The sequence below is a fragment of the Anaerosolibacter carboniphilus genome (assembly GCF_014205875.1).
GTDB lineage: Bacteria > Bacillota > Clostridia > Peptostreptococcales > Thermotaleaceae > Anaerosolibacter > Anaerosolibacter carboniphilus.
This window is the reverse complement of sequence record NZ_JACHEN010000002.1, coordinates 42,489-58,050: the sequence shown is the minus strand read 5'-3', so window position 1 is coordinate 58,050 and position 15,562 is coordinate 42,489. Positions and strand designations below refer to the sequence as shown.

The 15,562-nt window shown below is 39.8% G+C and carries 15 protein-coding genes; all 15 read left to right on the top strand.

The annotated features are described in order from the left end of the window. Window positions 1-22: 22 nt before the first annotated feature. The 15 genes from kduI to HNQ80_RS02235 all read left to right on the top strand — a co-directional run bounded on the left by kduI (window position 23) and on the right by HNQ80_RS02235 (window position 15,490). Window positions 23-865, top strand: coding sequence for a 5-dehydro-4-deoxy-D-glucuronate isomerase (gene kduI / locus HNQ80_RS02305; protein WP_184307783.1), 843 nt, complete (start codon window positions 23-25; stop codon window positions 863-865). A 64-nt stretch (window positions 866-929) separates the two neighbouring features. Beyond that, on the top strand, window positions 930-1,964 hold the full coding sequence (locus tag HNQ80_RS02300) for a TRAP transporter substrate-binding protein (protein ID WP_184307781.1): 1,035 nt from the start codon (window positions 930-932) through the stop codon (window positions 1,962-1,964). Window positions 1,965-2,003: 39 nt separating this feature from the next. Next, complete coding sequence (locus tag HNQ80_RS02295; protein ID WP_184307779.1) at window positions 2,004-2,498, top strand: TRAP transporter small permease; 495 nt, start codon at window positions 2,004-2,006, stop codon at window positions 2,496-2,498. Between the two features lie 25 nt (window positions 2,499-2,523). Next, window positions 2,524-3,828: a TRAP transporter large permease gene (locus HNQ80_RS02290; protein WP_184307777.1), complete on the top strand. Its 1,305-nt coding sequence runs from the start codon at window positions 2,524-2,526 to the stop codon at window positions 3,826-3,828. A gap of 102 nt (window positions 3,829-3,930) precedes the next feature. Next, the gene (gene kduD, locus HNQ80_RS02285) at window positions 3,931-4,692 is read left to right on the top strand and encodes a 2-dehydro-3-deoxy-D-gluconate 5-dehydrogenase KduD (protein ID WP_184307775.1); all 762 of its coding nucleotides are present in this window, start codon (window positions 3,931-3,933) and stop codon (window positions 4,690-4,692) included. Window positions 4,693-4,714: 22 nt separating this feature from the next. Next, window positions 4,715-5,608 carry an N-acetylneuraminate lyase gene (locus HNQ80_RS02280; protein WP_207726822.1) on the top strand — a complete coding sequence of 298 codons (894 nt, stop codon included), beginning with the start codon at window positions 4,715-4,717 and terminating at the stop codon, window positions 5,606-5,608. Between the two features lie 381 nt (window positions 5,609-5,989). Continuing rightward, on the top strand, window positions 5,990-6,847 hold the full coding sequence (locus HNQ80_RS02275; protein WP_184307773.1) for a PRD domain-containing protein: 858 nt from the start codon (window positions 5,990-5,992) through the stop codon (window positions 6,845-6,847). A gap of 198 nt (window positions 6,848-7,045) precedes the next feature. After that, window positions 7,046-8,452, top strand: a complete 1,407-nt coding sequence (nagE, locus tag HNQ80_RS02270) for an N-acetylglucosamine-specific PTS transporter subunit IIBC (protein ID WP_184307771.1) — start codon at window positions 7,046-7,048, stop codon at window positions 8,450-8,452. A 135-nt stretch (window positions 8,453-8,587) separates the two neighbouring features. Beyond that, window positions 8,588-9,352 carry a glucosamine-6-phosphate deaminase gene (nagB, locus tag HNQ80_RS02265; RefSeq protein WP_184307769.1) on the top strand — a complete coding sequence of 255 codons (765 nt, stop codon included), beginning with the start codon at window positions 8,588-8,590 and terminating at the stop codon, window positions 9,350-9,352. Window positions 9,353-9,403: 51 nt separating this feature from the next. After that, window positions 9,404-9,889: a PTS sugar transporter subunit IIA gene (locus tag HNQ80_RS02260; RefSeq protein WP_184307767.1), complete on the top strand. Its 486-nt coding sequence runs from the start codon at window positions 9,404-9,406 to the stop codon at window positions 9,887-9,889. A gap of 31 nt (window positions 9,890-9,920) precedes the next feature. After that, window positions 9,921-10,184, top strand: a complete 264-nt coding sequence (locus HNQ80_RS02255; protein WP_184307765.1) for an HPr family phosphocarrier protein — start codon at window positions 9,921-9,923, stop codon at window positions 10,182-10,184. 404 nt (window positions 10,185-10,588) lie between these two features. Further along, complete coding sequence (locus HNQ80_RS02250) at window positions 10,589-13,294, top strand: sigma 54-interacting transcriptional regulator (RefSeq protein WP_184307763.1); 2,706 nt, start codon at window positions 10,589-10,591, stop codon at window positions 13,292-13,294. A 214-nt stretch (window positions 13,295-13,508) separates the two neighbouring features. Then, entirely contained in the window at window positions 13,509-13,775 is a 267-nt protein-coding gene (locus tag HNQ80_RS02245) for an HPr family phosphocarrier protein (protein ID WP_184308042.1), read from the top strand. A gap of 77 nt (window positions 13,776-13,852) precedes the next feature. Further along, window positions 13,853-14,164 (top strand): PTS sugar transporter subunit IIB, encoded by a 312-nt coding sequence (locus HNQ80_RS02240; protein ID WP_184307761.1) that lies wholly within the window; start codon window positions 13,853-13,855, stop codon window positions 14,162-14,164. A 54-nt stretch (window positions 14,165-14,218) separates the two neighbouring features. After that, the gene (locus tag HNQ80_RS02235) at window positions 14,219-15,490 is read left to right on the top strand and encodes a PTS sugar transporter subunit IIC (protein WP_184307759.1); all 1,272 of its coding nucleotides are present in this window, start codon (window positions 14,219-14,221) and stop codon (window positions 15,488-15,490) included. Window positions 15,491-15,562 lie beyond the last annotated feature (72 nt).

The window sequence follows — 15,562 nt, the reverse complement described above, 5'->3', positions numbered from 1 at the left end:
TATTTTATCATTGGAGGTAATCATGGATATAAGGTATGGTGCCAATCAGATTGATGTAAAAACGTACGATACAGAGAGATTAAGGGAAGAATTTCTTATCGAAAAACTTTTCGAAGCAGACGATGTGCTATCCACATACTCCCATATTGACAGAATCATTACAATGGGGGCAATGCCTGTATCCCAAGTAATAAACCTTGAGAAGAATATAGACTGTCAGAAAAATCTTGGCGTAGATTATTTCCTTGAACGCCGGGAACTTGGCATTATCAATATCGGTGGACCTGGAGTTGTTGTGGTGGATGGGGTAGAGTATAAGCTTGAAAGATTAAATGGCCTATATGTAGGAAAGGAATGTCGGGATGTATTGCTTAAAAGTGAGGATTCCGAAAATCCTGCAAAGTTTTATATGTCCTCTACGCCTGCCCATACAAAGTTTGAAACAAAATTAATCACCCTTGATATTGCCAACAAGGTGGAGATGGGAAGTATAGAAACATCTAACAAACGTGTGATTTATCAATTTATTCACCCTGCAGTCCTAGAAACCTGTCAATTATCTATGGGTTGTACAATTTTAGATACGGGTTGTGTATGGAATTCCATGCCCTGCCATACCCATGAGAGAAGAATGGAAGTTTATATGTATTTCAATTTACCTGAAGATAACGTGGTTTTCCACTTCATGGGAGAGCCACAGCAAACTCGAAATATTGTTATACAAAATGAGCAAGCAGTCATATCTCCTAGCTGGTCTATTCATTGCGGTTGTGGAACAAGCAATTATGCATTTATATGGTCTATGGCAGGTGAGAACAGAACGTTTACAGATATGGATCATGTGAAAGTTAGTGATATACGATAAGTATATCGCTAACTTTACAAGATATAAATTCAACAAATATTAGATAATTAAAGGGGGACAAATTATGCAAAAAAGAATTATTGCTTTATTACTAGTCGTTTTGATGGTAGTACTCAGCGGTTGTGCTGGAAAAACAACGGAGCCTTCAAAAACAAATGAGGGAACGGAGGCTGTAAAGACACAGGTGATTAAAGTTGCATTTAACCAACCAGAGAACCATCCTCAGTATAAGGCTATGCAGCAGTTCGGGGAAAAGGTTTTCGAAAGAACAAATGGTGCTTATAAGATTGAGATCTTCCCTAATGAACTTCTAGGACCTCAGCGTGAAACGGTTGAACTGGTTCAAACAGGTGCAATCGGTATGTCTATCGTAGCCAACAGTCTTGTAGAAAACTTTAATAAGAAGTTCTCCATCTTAGGACTTCCTTACATCTACGACAGCAAAGAACACCAGAATGCGGTATTTACAGACGATACCATCGTAGGGGATCTATTTAAATCCACAGCAGACAACAATTTCATAGTTCTTACAGCATTCCATGCGGGTGCAAGAAATGTATATACAAACAAGGCCATCAATACACCAGCTGATTTAAAGGGACTTAAAATCAGAATCATGGAAAGTGACACAAACATTAAAATGATGAAATATATGGGTGGTGTAGGTACACCTATGGGGCAAGGGGAAGTTTATACTGCGACCCAGTCAGGCGTAATTGATGGCGGCGAAAACAACGAGTTAATCTATGCAAACATGAAGCACTACGAAGTTGCAAAAGTTTATTCCTATACACAGCATTTGATGATTCCAGATTTATTAATCATTAATAAAGCCCTTTATGAAGGAATGTCAGAAGAACACAAAGCGATATTCAATGAGGAAATCAAAAATGCAACAACGGCAGAAGTTGACTTATGGGAAGTAGATGCAGAAGTGGCAAAGAAAACTGCCCAAGATAATGGTGCACAGTTTGTATATCCAGATATTAAAGCGTTCCAGGAGAGCGTTAAACCTCTTCATGATGAGCTTACACAAGATCCAGAATTCAAAAAGCTTTACGATGCTATAAGAGCGAAGGCTGAAACGGTAAAGAAATAATCCTGCTGATTTTGGGCAGTATGACTTGGAGTGAATAAAATGGAAGCAATAAGAAAAATTGTAGACAAGGTTCTAGAGTTTATATGTATTGCCTTTGTCGGGATCATGACCGGCCTTGTAAGTTGGCAGGTCATCACAAGATATTTTTTCAAAGCGCCTAGTGCAATTAGCGAGCAGCTATCAAAGTATATGTTTATCTGGCTCGTGCTATTGGCATCAGCCTATGTATTTGGAAAAAGAGAGCACATGTCCATTCTATTCATCAAAGAAAAGTTTACTGGCTCCATATCTATGGTGGTAGACATGATCATTGAGTTGATTGTCATGGCATTTGCTCTGGGAATACTCGTATTTGGTGGTTATAAGAATGTACTTCTTACGATGGCACAACAGGACTCCGCATTACCGATCACAATAGGTGTTATCTATGCAATGCTTCCTATATGCGGCGTGCTTATAACATTCTACAGTTTATGTAATATTGTTAGTATTGCCAAGGGCTTCTCTGATAGAGAAGTCCCGAAGGCTGAATAACTCAAAGCAGTTGGGAGTTGATGAAATGGAATTATCTACACTATCAGGTCTTATAATGTTGATTGCCGTTCCTGTTCTGCTCATGGTAGGTGTTCCTATAAGTGTGAGTATTGGTCTTGGGTCAACCTTGGCAATGGTATCTATCCTGCCTTTTGGCAATGCCATGATTACTGCATCTCAAAGGGTTTTTACAGGGATGAACTCATTCTCACTACTTGCAATTCCATTCTTTATCCTTGCAGGGATTATCATGAACAATGGCGGTATTGCCAGAAGGCTGGTAAACTGTGCCAAAGTATTGAGTGGAAGGTTACCGGGATCACTGGCCCAGTCAAATGTTGTTGCCAATATGCTTTTTGGAGCCATAAGCGGTTCTGGTGTTGCGGCAGCAGCTGCAGTGGGTGGAACAATGGGACCATTGCAGGAAAAGGAAGGATACGGTAAAGCCTATAGCGCAGCAGTAAATATTGCTTCTGCCCCGACGGGAATGCTGATTCCTCCGAGCAATACACTAATTGTTTATTCGACGGTTGCTGGGGGCGTATCTGTAGCTGCCCTATTTATGGCAGGATATCTTCCAGGTATACTTTGGGGTCTAGGAGTTATGGTGATAGCAGGTATTTTCGCTAAGAAGCTGGGTTATCAGAGTGCAGAAAAACCTACTTTTAAAGCGGCACTGAGTGTATTCATTGATGCCTTCCCAAGTCTCCTTCTCATTGTGATCGTGATCGGAGGGATTCTCGGTGGTGTATTCACAGCCACAGAAGGGTCTGCAATTTCTGTGGTATACTCCTTGGGATTATCGTTTATCTATAGGAGCATAAAGGTAAGAGATCTTCCCAATATATTCCTTGAAGCAGCAAAGATGACTGCCATTGTTATCTTCATGATTGGAGTATCATCGATCATGTCATGGGTAATGGCATTCACACAAATACCAAATTTGATTGCAAGCATGCTGCTGGGATTAACGAATAATCCAATTATTATACTTCTGATTATGAATATTGTACTTCTGGTTGTTGGTACATTCATGGATCCAACACCTGCGGTATTGATTTTTACACCAATATTCCTGCCAATTGTAACACAGTTTGGTATGCATCCAGTGCATTTTGGAATTATGCTTGTTTTTAACCTCTGTATAGGGACCATTACACCTCCTGTTGGACCAATATTATTCACAGGATGCCGAATAGCAAATTTAAAAATTGAGGAAGTTATAAAACAACTTATACCATACTTTATAGTAACTGCAGTTGTGTTGCTGATCGTAACTTATATACCGTCCCTTTCGCTTACGATACCGAAGTTGCTTAAGTTGATATAAGGTTGCAGTGGATAAGGTTTTAGCCACGATGATTGGAAGCATTTTGCTCCAGGCTTTCGTGGTTTTATTTTTAAAAACTATAACAAGGGAAGGAGAATAGATATGATTTTAGATAACTTTAAATTAGATGGAAAGACGGCCATTGTAACGGGAAGCGGAGTAGGCCTTGGGCAAGGAATGGCTTTAGCTCTTGCAGAGGCAGGCGCAGATATCGTTGGCGTGGGCTTAACGGAAATGGAGGAAACAAGGAACCTTGTAGAAAAGCTAGGAAGAAGATTTGTGGGAGTGCAGGCCAATTTAATGGAGATGGATGCGATTCCAAAAGTAATTGATGCTGCTATCAGTAATTTTGGAAAAATTGATATTCTTGTAAATAATGCAGGCATCATCAGAAGAGAGGATGCCATCAACTTTTCAGAAAAAGACTGGGACGACGTGATGGATATTAACGTGAAAATGGTGTTCTTCCTAAGCCAAGCAGTTGCAAAAAAATTTATAGAACAGAATACAGGGGGAAAAATCATAAATATTGCATCCATGCTTTCATTCCAAGGGGGTATAAGAGTACCTTCATATACTGCTTCAAAATCTGGGGTAATGGGGATCACAAGACTCATGGCCAATGAATGGGCAAAACATAATATTAATGTGAATGCCATAGCGCCAGGCTACATGGCTACCGATAATACATCGGCGTTAAGGCAAGATGAGTCAAGAAGTGCAGAGATTCTTGGCAGAATTCCTGCGGGAAGATGGGGATTGCCAGATGATCTGAAAGGTCCTGTTGTATTCCTTGCATCCTCTGCTGCTGACTATGTAAACGGTTATACCATTGCAGTGGATGGCGGTTGGCTGGCAAGATAATGGGAGCATAGGAGATGCCTATATGAATGGACTATCTTTAGATATGAAGGGGATTTTCGCTGCATCCATAACGCCCTTTGATAAACAAAATAAGATTAATGATCGTGTACTGCTCGCTTTGATGGAAAGAAATATTCATGAAGGTGTAACGGGTTTTTTCATAGGTGGAAGTTCAGCAGAGTGCTTCCTTCTATCTCAGGAGGAAAGGATGCGGATCTTCGAGATCGCTGCAGAATATAAGAATATAACAAAACTTATTGCGCATGTAGGTGCCATCAGCACTGATGAAGCCATTGCCTATGGACTGAAGGCAAAGAAATTGGGATACGAAGTGATTTCTGCTACAGCACCCTATTATTATAAATTTTCTCCAAAGGCCATTGTACAGTATTACTATGATATCTATGAAAATGTAGGTTTACCCATCATACTCTATAACTTTCCGGGGAATACTGGCGTTGAGTTTGATCTGCAGAATGAAGATATGAAGGCATTATTTAGAAGTGATGCCATTGTAGGGGTAAAGCATACAAACCTGAATATATATCAATTGGAGAGGATAAAAAATATTAAAAAGGAACTCATCATGTACAACGGTTTTGATGAGGTGCTTGTGGCAGGGCTCGCCATTGGCGCTGACGGAGCTATAGGAAGTACATTTAACTTTATGTATCCCCATTACAGAAAAATACAAGAAGCCTTTGAAGCATTCAAGCATGAGGAAGCGAGAATACTTCAGACCAAAGCAAACAATATTATGGAGGCACTATGTCGTGTAGGACTAATATCTGCAATCAAATATGCCCTTACACTACAGGGAATAGACGCGGGTGCTCCAAGGAAGCCATTCTTTGAACTGGATACAACACAAAAACAATATATTGAAGAGATTCTTAATTTGAATCTCGTTCGATAGTCTTAACTTTATGGGTGGAGAGGGAGAGTATTCGTTGTTGCTCTTCCTTTCACTGTAAGGATGAAAATATGATTAGAGAAAAATGGTATAAAACGAATTGACAGAATATAAAATCTATGATAGCATTTATATGAAAATAAGAATAGGTTTTCACAAAAGAATCATTTAGGTGTGTTACTGTGTAAAGCAGGCATAAACCTAAGTGCAGTTGACAGCATGACTGCATTTGGGTGTATGCCTTTTTTTATAGTACAGGAGAAGGCATACTTTCTTGTACGCAGAGGTGCTCAGGCTGCCTTGCAGCCGTCGAAGGGGAACTAGGATCCCCTAGCGAAGCATACGAAGTATGCATTTTTACTATTCACTAGGGGGCTAAGGAGAATGTCGAAGCAAATTGTAGATTATCAAATCATTAAAATTTTAAATAATAATGTAATTCTAGCCCTTGAAAAAGAAAGCCATCAAGAGATGATCCTTGTAAGCAAAGGAATTGGCTTTGGAAAGAAAGAAAATACCGTAATCCAAGTAACTGATGAAAAAATCGAGAAGAGATTTTTGGCTTTCGATGAGAAGATGAAAAAAGAGTATTTTCAACTCATGAACCAAATAGATGGAAAGGTAATCGGGGTGAGTGAGGAAATCATTGCTAAGGCAGAGGAAACCCTAGGAAAACTAAATTCCCATATCCATATTGTATTGACAGATCATATTGGGTTTGCTTTGGATCGAATCCGCATGGGCATGGAAATTAACAATCCTTTTCTATATGAAATCAAGATGTTGTATGAAGAGGAATTTGCCATGGGCAAAACAGCTGCTGCGTTGATACATAAAAATTTAAATATTGATATTTGTGAAGGAGAGATTGGCTTCATTGCCCTTCACCTTCACTCCGCAAGGCAGAATAAGAAGATCTCTGAAACCATGAAGAATACAAGACTCCTCAAGGAATTAATCGAAATCATACAAGGAGAAATGACCATCTCCATAGGGGATCAAGGCTTAATCTATATGCGGTTGATGAATCATTTGAGGGGAATGATCACGAGGTTGGAGGAAGGGAAATTTATTGAAAATCCTTTTTTAAAGGATTTAAAAAAGCAGTTTAAAGAATCTTTTAAGATTGCTCAGAAGTTAGGCCGACATATTCAAGAGAGTAAAGGGGCTGTCCTTCCAGAAAGCGAACTGGGATATATGGCCATTCATATAGAAAGAATAAAAGGTACAAAATTGAAATAGTTAAGCGTGTTACTGTTCAATCAGGCATGAGCTTATGGATAGGTGAAACTCCGACAGGAGATTCATTGCCTATGTATAAACTCATGCCTTTGTTTTATTCAATCAAAGGATAAGTCTAAAAAAAATGGAGGAAAGGAGGACGTGAGCATCTGTTTATCTACTTATTACCTTATACCATTTTAAAAGGGGGATTTATTTATGGGTAATCTGTTTGGCAAGCTTCAAAAACTAGGGAAAGCCATGATGCTTCCCGTGGCAGTGCTGCCTGTGGCGGCAATCCTACTAAGGATAGGCCAAGGCGATTTATTAAATATGCCTTTTATTTCTGCAGCAGGGGATGCAGTGTTTGCAAATCTGGCATTAATATTTGCCATAGGTATTGCCGTAGGTCTTGCAAAAGACAATGCAGGTGCAGCAGGATTGGCAGGAGCTGTAGGATACTTTACATTGACCAAAGGGGCCACTGCCATTGACGCTACGATCAATATGGGTGTGTTGGCAGGAATTATCTCAGGGATATTGGCAGGGAATATGTATAATAAGTTCCATGATATCAAGCTGCCTGAATGGTTAGGTTTCTTTGGAGGAAGGCGATTTGTTCCCATCATTACTTCTTTAGCAATGATTGTGTTGGCTTTGATATTTGGAAAAATATGGCCACCTATCCAAGGGGTCATTGATAGTGCAGGACAATGGATTATCGGTGCAGGTGCAGCAGGTGTATTTGTATTTGGACTTTTGAATAGGTTATTGATTCCAGTAGGACTTCATCATGTTATTAATACAATTGTGTGGTTTGTATTTGGGGAATACACAAAGGTTGACGGCACAGTGGCCACAGGGGATTTGGGCAGATATTTTGCAGGGGATCCAACAGCAGGTGGCTTTATGGCGGGTTTCTATCCGATTATGATGTTTGGTTTGATAGGAGTAGCCTTGGCGATGTACACAACAGCTAAGCCAGAAAATCGAAAAACTGTAGGTGGGGCATTGTTCTCTGTTGCATTTACATCCTTCTTAACTGGTATTACAGAACCACTGGAATTTATGTTTATGTTCTTAGCACCTGTATTGTATGCCCTCCATGCATTGTTTACAGGGGCCGCCATGGCCATATGCTATGTGTTGGGCATTAAACATGGTTTTGGCTTTTCCGCAGGTTTGATCGACTTTATACTCAATATGAAATTCGCTACAAACGGATGGCTATTGGTTCCTGTAGGTTTGGCGTTCATGGCAGTATATTATTTTGTATTTGTATTTGCCATTAAGGCAATGAACTTGCCTACACCAGGAAGAATGGACGATGAAGAGGGAAGTGCAGCAGAAATTATTGCAGACAAAGGAATTGCCGGACTAGCCAGAGAATATATAGAGAAGCTGGGTGGGCCTGAAAATATTGTAGAAATAGATTCTTGCATTACACGTTTGAGAATAACCTTGAGGGATGCATCTATCGTAAAGGATGAAGAAATGAAGGCATTAGGTGCTTCTGGTGTATTAAGACCTAACAATAAGAACATGCAGGTTGTTGTAGGCACAAAGGCCGAGTTGATTGCAGAAGAGATCAAAACCGGCTTAAAGGCAATGGCTAGAAAGGCATAAAAAATTGCATGCTGCATGGGGTGTTAGCGAAAACAAATTGCCGTGAGGCAACTTTGTTCTGAGGTGCCCCATGCAGATACAATACAAGGCAAAAGCTATCTATATGAATATGGTTCAATAGATTGGGGGATGGACATGAGAATCATCATTGCAAAAGATTATAAAGAAATGGGAAAAAAGGCGGCCAATATGATAGCCAGTCAGATAATTCTCAAGCCAGAAAGTGTTGTAGGATTTGCAACGGGGGAGACACCAGTCGGTATGTATAAGGAATTGGTAAATCTATATAAATTAGGCAGTCTAGAGACGGGTAAGATCACTACCTTTAATTTAGACGAGTATTATGGCCTAAGTCAAGATAACCCTCAAAGCTATGCCTATTATATGCATGAAAATTTATTTAAGCATATTCATATAGAGTCGAGTCGTATTCATCTTCCCGATGGGATGTCTACAGACATAGAAATAGAATGTGCCCGATATGAAGAGAAAATCTATAAAGCGGGTGGAATCGACTTACAGGTTTTAGGTATTGGAAGAAATGGACATATAGGATTTAATGAGCCCGATGTAAAGTTTGAAGCCAGAACCCATATGGTAGAATTAGATCAGGATACGATCGCAGCAAATGCTAGATTTTTTCCTTCCATGAAGGAAGTGCCAAAGCAGGCCATCAGTATGGGAATCAAAACTATCATGGGAGCTCGAAAAATTCTATTGCTTGCAGCAGGCATAGAAAAGGCCAGCGCCATTTATGATGCCATCTATGGGAAAATCACTCCTGAATTGCCAGCATCTATTTTACAGCTTCATCCTGATGTAACGATGATCCTTGAAGAAAAAGCCGCATCTCTTCTAACTGCTGCCCAAGAGAAAGAAATTCGAGAATTTGCCGTTTAAAAGCGGTTTTAAAATAAAGTAAAGCTAGATGTTGATAAAAGGAGGATGAAAATGTTTGGATTTTTAAAGAAGAATAAAATAGTGACGTTAATAGCACCGATGGATGGTGAAGTGATTTCCTTACAAGAAGTACCTGATGCAGTTTTTTCTCAGAGGATGCTTGGAGATGGTATCGCTATCAAACCGTCCAATGGGTTAGTTGTATCACCATGCAATGGCAAAGTAGTGCAGATATTTGATACCAATCATGCAGTAGGCATTGAAACCGATGAAGGTGCTGAGGTGCTTATTCATATTGGTATTGATACTGTAGAACTAAAAGGGGAAGGTTTTCAAAGAATTGCAAAGGTTGGGGACAAAGTAAAGATTGGAGATGTTTTGGTTGAAGTAGATTTAGAGTACATCGAAGCAGCAGGAAAATCTACGATCACACCGATTGTCATTACGAACATGGAGAAGGTTCATGAAATGTCAAAAATAAAAGGAAGCTGCAAACGGGGAGAGAACGAAATCATGAAGCTAGAAGTAAAGCTATAAAATAGATTAGATTGAAACAGGAGGAAGAATGATGGAGAGAACAACGCTTATTGTACAAAATGAAACTGGGCTCCATGCTAGGCCCGCAGCCTTGCTTATGCGGTTGGCTGAAAGGTTCCAATCTCAAATTGAACTGGAGAAAAACGGGCGAAGATGTAATGCCAAAAGTATCATGGGCATCCTGAGCATGGGTGTGAAAAAGGGAGATGAACTGGTTATCACAGCCGAAGGTACAGATGCGGCCCAAGCCATTCAGGCCATAGAAGAGTTGTTTCATAAGGAAATTTTAGAATAAGGATAATCGTTCTAAAGGATAAGGTATACCGAGTAAATCAATGTTGGTATACCTTATTCTATATATTGATATGGGATAATGAGCCGTAAAGATCAGCACCTTCTGCCGTTCCGTGGTTTTGAATCCCTATCTTTTTCGAAACGATGGGGGCATCGTTTCCTACATAAAACATGATTTTTTATGGTTTTGTAGGGTTGGACGACCCTGTCCAACCGATATCGTTGCGTCGCATTATTCTACAGATGGGAACATATGCATACATCATAGGCCAGCAGGTGAACCTTTGAATGATTGAATTTCATAACAAATCGAAGTATACTAGATGTGATAAAATAATAAAGAATATTCTAAAAAGTAAAAATATAATGATGGAAATCATAGGGATTTGTTCAAGGGGAGATAGGATGAAAAAGATAGACAATGTATATCAAATGTTGGAAGAGTTAGAAGGAAGAATGAAAAGAGGAATTTCCGCCTTTGAAATCAGTGAGGTCCTGCATATAGATCGCACCAGTGTAAGTAGATATTTGAATCGATTGTATGAGGAAAAGAAAGTAGAAAAGTTCGAAGGGAGACCTGTACTGTTTCGGGTGATGCGAGGATTAGAAATTCCTACAAAAAATTCTGATAGCAATAATAGTTTGGATAAGATTATTGGCAGCCAATCCAGCTTGCAAGTGCCTATTCAACAAGCGAAAGCAGCAATTTTATACCCTCCCAGGGGACTACATACCTTGATCTTGGGAGAAACGGGCGTGGGGAAGTCAATGTTTGCAGAATTGATGTACCAATTTGCCAAGGAGTCAGGAGTAATCAAAGAAGAAGCTGCCTTTATTCGTTTTAACTGTGCAGATTATGCTGAAAATCCTCAGCTTCTTATATCCCAAATATTTGGGGTGAAAAAAGGTAGCTATACGGGTGCTGATCGGGACCGTGAAGGTCTTTTGAAAAAAGCCCATGAGGGAATTTTGTTTTTAGATGAGGTTCATCGTCTGTCTCCACAAGGGCAAGAAATGTTGTTTACATATATTGATAAGGGATGCTTTAAACCCCTGGGAGAAACAGAAAAATCGGTGTATGCAGATGTCCAAATTATCGCGGCCACCACGGAAGACCCTCAATCCTATCTGCTGAATACCTTTACAAGAAGAATACCCATGATGATTACGTTGCCATCCCTAAAAGAGCGAGATTTAACCGAACGTCATTATCTCATAGAAACCTTTATCAAACAGGAATCCAAAAGAATCGGTAAAAGTATCTATATCAATAAGAATTCCTTCGTGTCCTTTTTATTATATGACTGTCCCAATAATATTGGACAGCTTCGCAGTGATATTCAATTGGCTTGTGCGAAGGCCTTTGCCAATTATAAATCAAAGAAAGAAGATTATATTTTGATTAGTCAATCGGATCTTCCTCAGCATGTGAAAAAAGGAATGCTGCAGATCCATAGATATCGAGATGAGATGGATCTACTTTTGAAGAGAAAAGGCGATATCCTTAGATTTTATTTTAAAGAGAACTCAAATCAGAATAGCCTAGATATTTACCGAGATCGGGAAGATTTTTATGATATCATCGAAACGAAAATCGAATCTTTAAAAAGCGCAGGCATTCAAGAAGAAGAAATTAACCAGATTATCAACCTGGATATTGAAAGCCATTTTCATAAATACATTGGGAATTTTTCGCAGAATATGAGAAAAAACGAAGTGGCAAAAATTGTAGATGTGGAAGTGCTGGAAATGGTAGAAATGATGCTAGAACTAGCCAAAAATAAGCTCTATAGGGAGTATGACGAGAAAATATATTTCGGATTGGCCCTTCATATCCATGGATTTATGGAGCGGGTAAACAAAGGTACGAAAATCTATCATCCCAAATTGAATTTTATCCGTGTAGAATATCCTGATGAGTTCCTGGTAGCCATGGAAATTGCAAGATATATGGATCAAAGGCTGGGTGTTCAAACGCCACTGGATGAAATTGGATATTTGACCATGTTTTTAGCAACGAATCCTTTGGATGTAGTGGGCGAGAAAGAGGAAAAAGTAGGGATATTGGTAATTATGCATGGAAATTCAACCGCCAGCAGTATGGTCGATGTCTGCAATGCCCTCATTGGTGAAGAACACGCAGTGGCGCTAGATATGCCATTGAGTATGAATCCTCAGGCCATGTATGAGATTGCAAAAGAAAAGGTGATCGAATTGGACCGAGGGAAAGGTGTACTGATGATGGTGGATATGGGTTCCCTAACAAATTTCGGAGATATGATTTATGAAGAGACTGGGGTTATTGTGAAGACTGTGGATATGGTGACTACATCTTTGGTTATCGATGCATGCAGAAAGGCTGTGCTGGGAAGGGAAATTCAGGATATCTATGAAGTTAGAAGTGAGGTTTCCGCCATGGCAAGGGTCAATGAACTTCGAAATGACCTGGAGAAGAAAAATCTAATCATCACTGCCTGTTTTACAGGAGAAGGTGCGTCGGAACGATTGAAAAGAATTTTAGAGGAAAAGGTAACGCTAAATGAAGATACGGAGATTATACCCCTGAATATCATCAATCGTAGAGAGTTCATGGCACTGCTAGATCAATATAAGGAAATGTATAGAATTCTAGCTGTAGTGAGTACCATCGATATTCATTTGAAAGAGATACCTTTTATTCCTGCTATGGAAATCCTACAAGGCCATGGGATTCAGGTCATGGAGCAAATCATTCAGGAAGAGCAATTGTTTATCGGAGTGAGTAAATCCTTGAAAAATCACATGACCACTGCTGATGGAGAAACAGTGGCCAAGGAAATTCGATGGGTGATCGATGATATAGAAAAACACTTAAAAGTGAGAATAAGAAATGAAGTAAAGATTGGGATTGCTCTTCATATAGGATTTTTAATTGATAGGCTAAAAGCTGGCGGCAAAGAGGTTGTTTTTCGAGATTTAGAAGCTTATAGCGATCAATACAGTCGAGAGTTAAAGTTTGTGAAGGCAAGGATACAACCCTTAGAGGAAAAATATAAAATAGAAATTACAAAGCATGATTTGGCATATATCTGCAAGATGTTTTTGTCCAATCAGGATGATTTAAGGGAATAGTGCAAAGTGTGCATAGTGTGTAAAATGTGCAGAAAAGTGTGTAATCCATATTGCACACTTTTCTACGCTTTTCAACCCAGAAAGCCCCGATGAAAGTGGCTGAAAAACCAGTGGAGAAAAAAATTCTTTATGACAATGAAAGAGAATATAATTGGCATTTATCTTGCTACAATATGAGGCAGATCACAAAGGGAGGGAGTGGATAAAAGAGATAATGGAGAAATTGACGATTGTGGTGAACAGCAAATCCGGTTTACATGCCAGACCGGCGGCCATGTTCGTAGGTACCGTAAAAAACTTTGCTTCAAAGGTGATCATACGAAAAGAAGATACGTACGCAAATGGAAAGAGTATAATGGGAGTTCTGAGTATTGCAGCCAGCGAAGGGGATACTCTGGAAATTGTTGCGGAAGGTCATGATGAAGTAGAGGCTATTGGAGCAATCAGAGACCTATTTGAAACACAGCTGATTCATGAATAGGGAACGGCAGCAAGAATCGATGATGCACAGGGGGAAAACGTGATCATTTAAGAAAAATGATGGAAAGGAGATGAATTATGAAAAAGATTATGCTTGTTTGTTCTGCGGGGATGTCCACAAGCTTATTGGTGAAAAAGATGGCAGAGTATGCACAGAAACAGGGAATAGAAGTGGAAGTATTTGCTGTATCAGAGGCAGATGTGATAAATCATGAGGACATTGACGTGGTACTATTGGGTCCCCAGGTGAGATATCTATTGAGTAAATTACAGCCGATCATGGAACCAATGGGTGTACCAGTGGCAGTCATCGAAAGCATTCATTATGGCATGATGAATGGAGAAGCAGTGGTAAAACAGGCCATGGCTATGATGCCACAGGGGGAATAGTATTTTGCAAGACTCGCATAAAGGCAGGGAAAATTTGAAAAAAGGGGGATATATATGGACGGTTTTATAAGATTTATGGAAAAACACTTCGTGCCAATCGCATCAAGAATTGGGGCCCAAAGGCACCTCGTTGCAATTAGGGATGGATTTGTAAGCATTATGCCTCTTGTTTTGGCAGGATCCTTCGCAGTGTTATTAAACAATACATTATTGCAATGGATACCAGGCTTAGGCGAGTTGTCAGGAATTAATGGAAATATATGGTGGGGAACCTTCGCCATCATGACATTGTTGGTTGTATTTTCTATTGGCTATAATTTAGCGAAAGGATATCAGTCTGACGGTTTGGCAGCCGGTTTGATTGCCGTCGGTGCATTTATTTCCGTCACACCCCAAGCCCATGGAGAAGCTGGTTGGGGATATATCCATTGGGGTTACTTGAATGCAACCGGTCTATTTACAGGTATTCTTGTCGCTCTTATTGCTACAGAAATATTTGTGAAATTGATGAAAAAGAATATTGTGATTAAAATGCCTGAAAATGTTCCACCAGCAGTAGGTAGAGCTTTTGCAGCTGTCATACCTGGGGTCATCGTCTTATATGTATTTGGTATTCTGGGATACTTGATTACCAAATTGGGAGGCAATAGTTTGTATGATCTTATCTTTAATCTTATCCAAAAGCCTCTCCAAGGATTTAGCCAAGGTTTAGCATCTGCCATGATCGCAGCAATGTTGATCAACCTTTTCTGGTTCTTTGGACTCCATGGGGCAAACATCATGGATCCAATTATGAATGCCCTTTATCTGCCTGCCCTTGAGGCCAATGCCAGTGCCATCCAGCAAGGTTTGGCAGCACCCAATGTGGTTACAAGAGTGTTCTTTGATGCGTATATTCACTTAGGGGGATCGGGAGCAACCTTAGCATTGATTTTAGCCATATACATTGCTGCAAAGAAAAGAAGAGAGTATAGAGAAGTTGCCAAGCTGTCTACGCCTGCAGGTATATTCCAAATCAATGAGCCTGTTATGTTTGGTTTACCAATTGTTCTAAATCCAATACTATTTATTCCATTCATCCTTACACCAGGAATATTAACGCTTATTGCATATACAGCAACTGCCATTGGACTGGTACCACCTACCTATGTAGCGATGCCATGGATTACGCCTGTGGGAATAGGTGGGTTCCTAGCAACAGGAGGAAGTATAGCGGGTGGAATATTGGCTTTGGTGAACTTTGCAGCGGCCGTACTCATTTATCTGCCTTTTGTTGTGTTAGCTGATCGACAAGTAAAAGACAAGGAAAAACAAGGAAACGTGTAAAGACACAAGGATTAGGTAAGGGTAAAGGGTATATTATACCCTTTACCTTATGATATTTTTCATCGTTTTTAA

Coding starts and splice junctions, on each gene's coding strand:
- HNQ80_RS02260 (WP_184307767.1), top strand. CDS start 9,404: ATGTTTGGATTTTTAAAGAAGAATAAAATAGTGACGTTAATAGCACCG.
- HNQ80_RS02235 (WP_184307759.1), top strand. CDS start 14,219: ATGGACGGTTTTATAAGATTTATGGAAAAACACTTCGTGCCAATCGCA.
- kduI (WP_184307783.1), top strand. CDS start 23: ATGGATATAAGGTATGGTGCCAATCAGATTGATGTAAAAACGTACGAT.
- HNQ80_RS02255 (WP_184307765.1), top strand. CDS start 9,921: ATGGAGAGAACAACGCTTATTGTACAAAATGAAACTGGGCTCCATGCT.
- HNQ80_RS02240 (WP_184307761.1), top strand. CDS start 13,853: ATGAAAAAGATTATGCTTGTTTGTTCTGCGGGGATGTCCACAAGCTTA.
- nagB (WP_184307769.1), top strand. CDS start 8,588: ATGAGAATCATCATTGCAAAAGATTATAAAGAAATGGGAAAAAAGGCG.
- nagE (WP_184307771.1), top strand. CDS start 7,046: ATGGGTAATCTGTTTGGCAAGCTTCAAAAACTAGGGAAAGCCATGATG.
- HNQ80_RS02290 (WP_184307777.1), top strand. CDS start 2,524: ATGGAATTATCTACACTATCAGGTCTTATAATGTTGATTGCCGTTCCT.
- HNQ80_RS02295 (WP_184307779.1), top strand. CDS start 2,004: ATGGAAGCAATAAGAAAAATTGTAGACAAGGTTCTAGAGTTTATATGT.
- HNQ80_RS02300 (WP_184307781.1), top strand. CDS start 930: ATGCAAAAAAGAATTATTGCTTTATTACTAGTCGTTTTGATGGTAGTA.
- HNQ80_RS02250 (WP_184307763.1), top strand. CDS start 10,589: ATGAAAAAGATAGACAATGTATATCAAATGTTGGAAGAGTTAGAAGGA.
- kduD (WP_184307775.1), top strand. CDS start 3,931: ATGATTTTAGATAACTTTAAATTAGATGGAAAGACGGCCATTGTAACG.
- HNQ80_RS02275 (WP_184307773.1), top strand. CDS start 5,990: ATGTCGAAGCAAATTGTAGATTATCAAATCATTAAAATTTTAAATAAT.
- HNQ80_RS02280 (WP_207726822.1), top strand. CDS start 4,715: ATGAATGGACTATCTTTAGATATGAAGGGGATTTTCGCTGCATCCATA.
- HNQ80_RS02245 (WP_184308042.1), top strand. CDS start 13,509: ATGGAGAAATTGACGATTGTGGTGAACAGCAAATCCGGTTTACATGCC.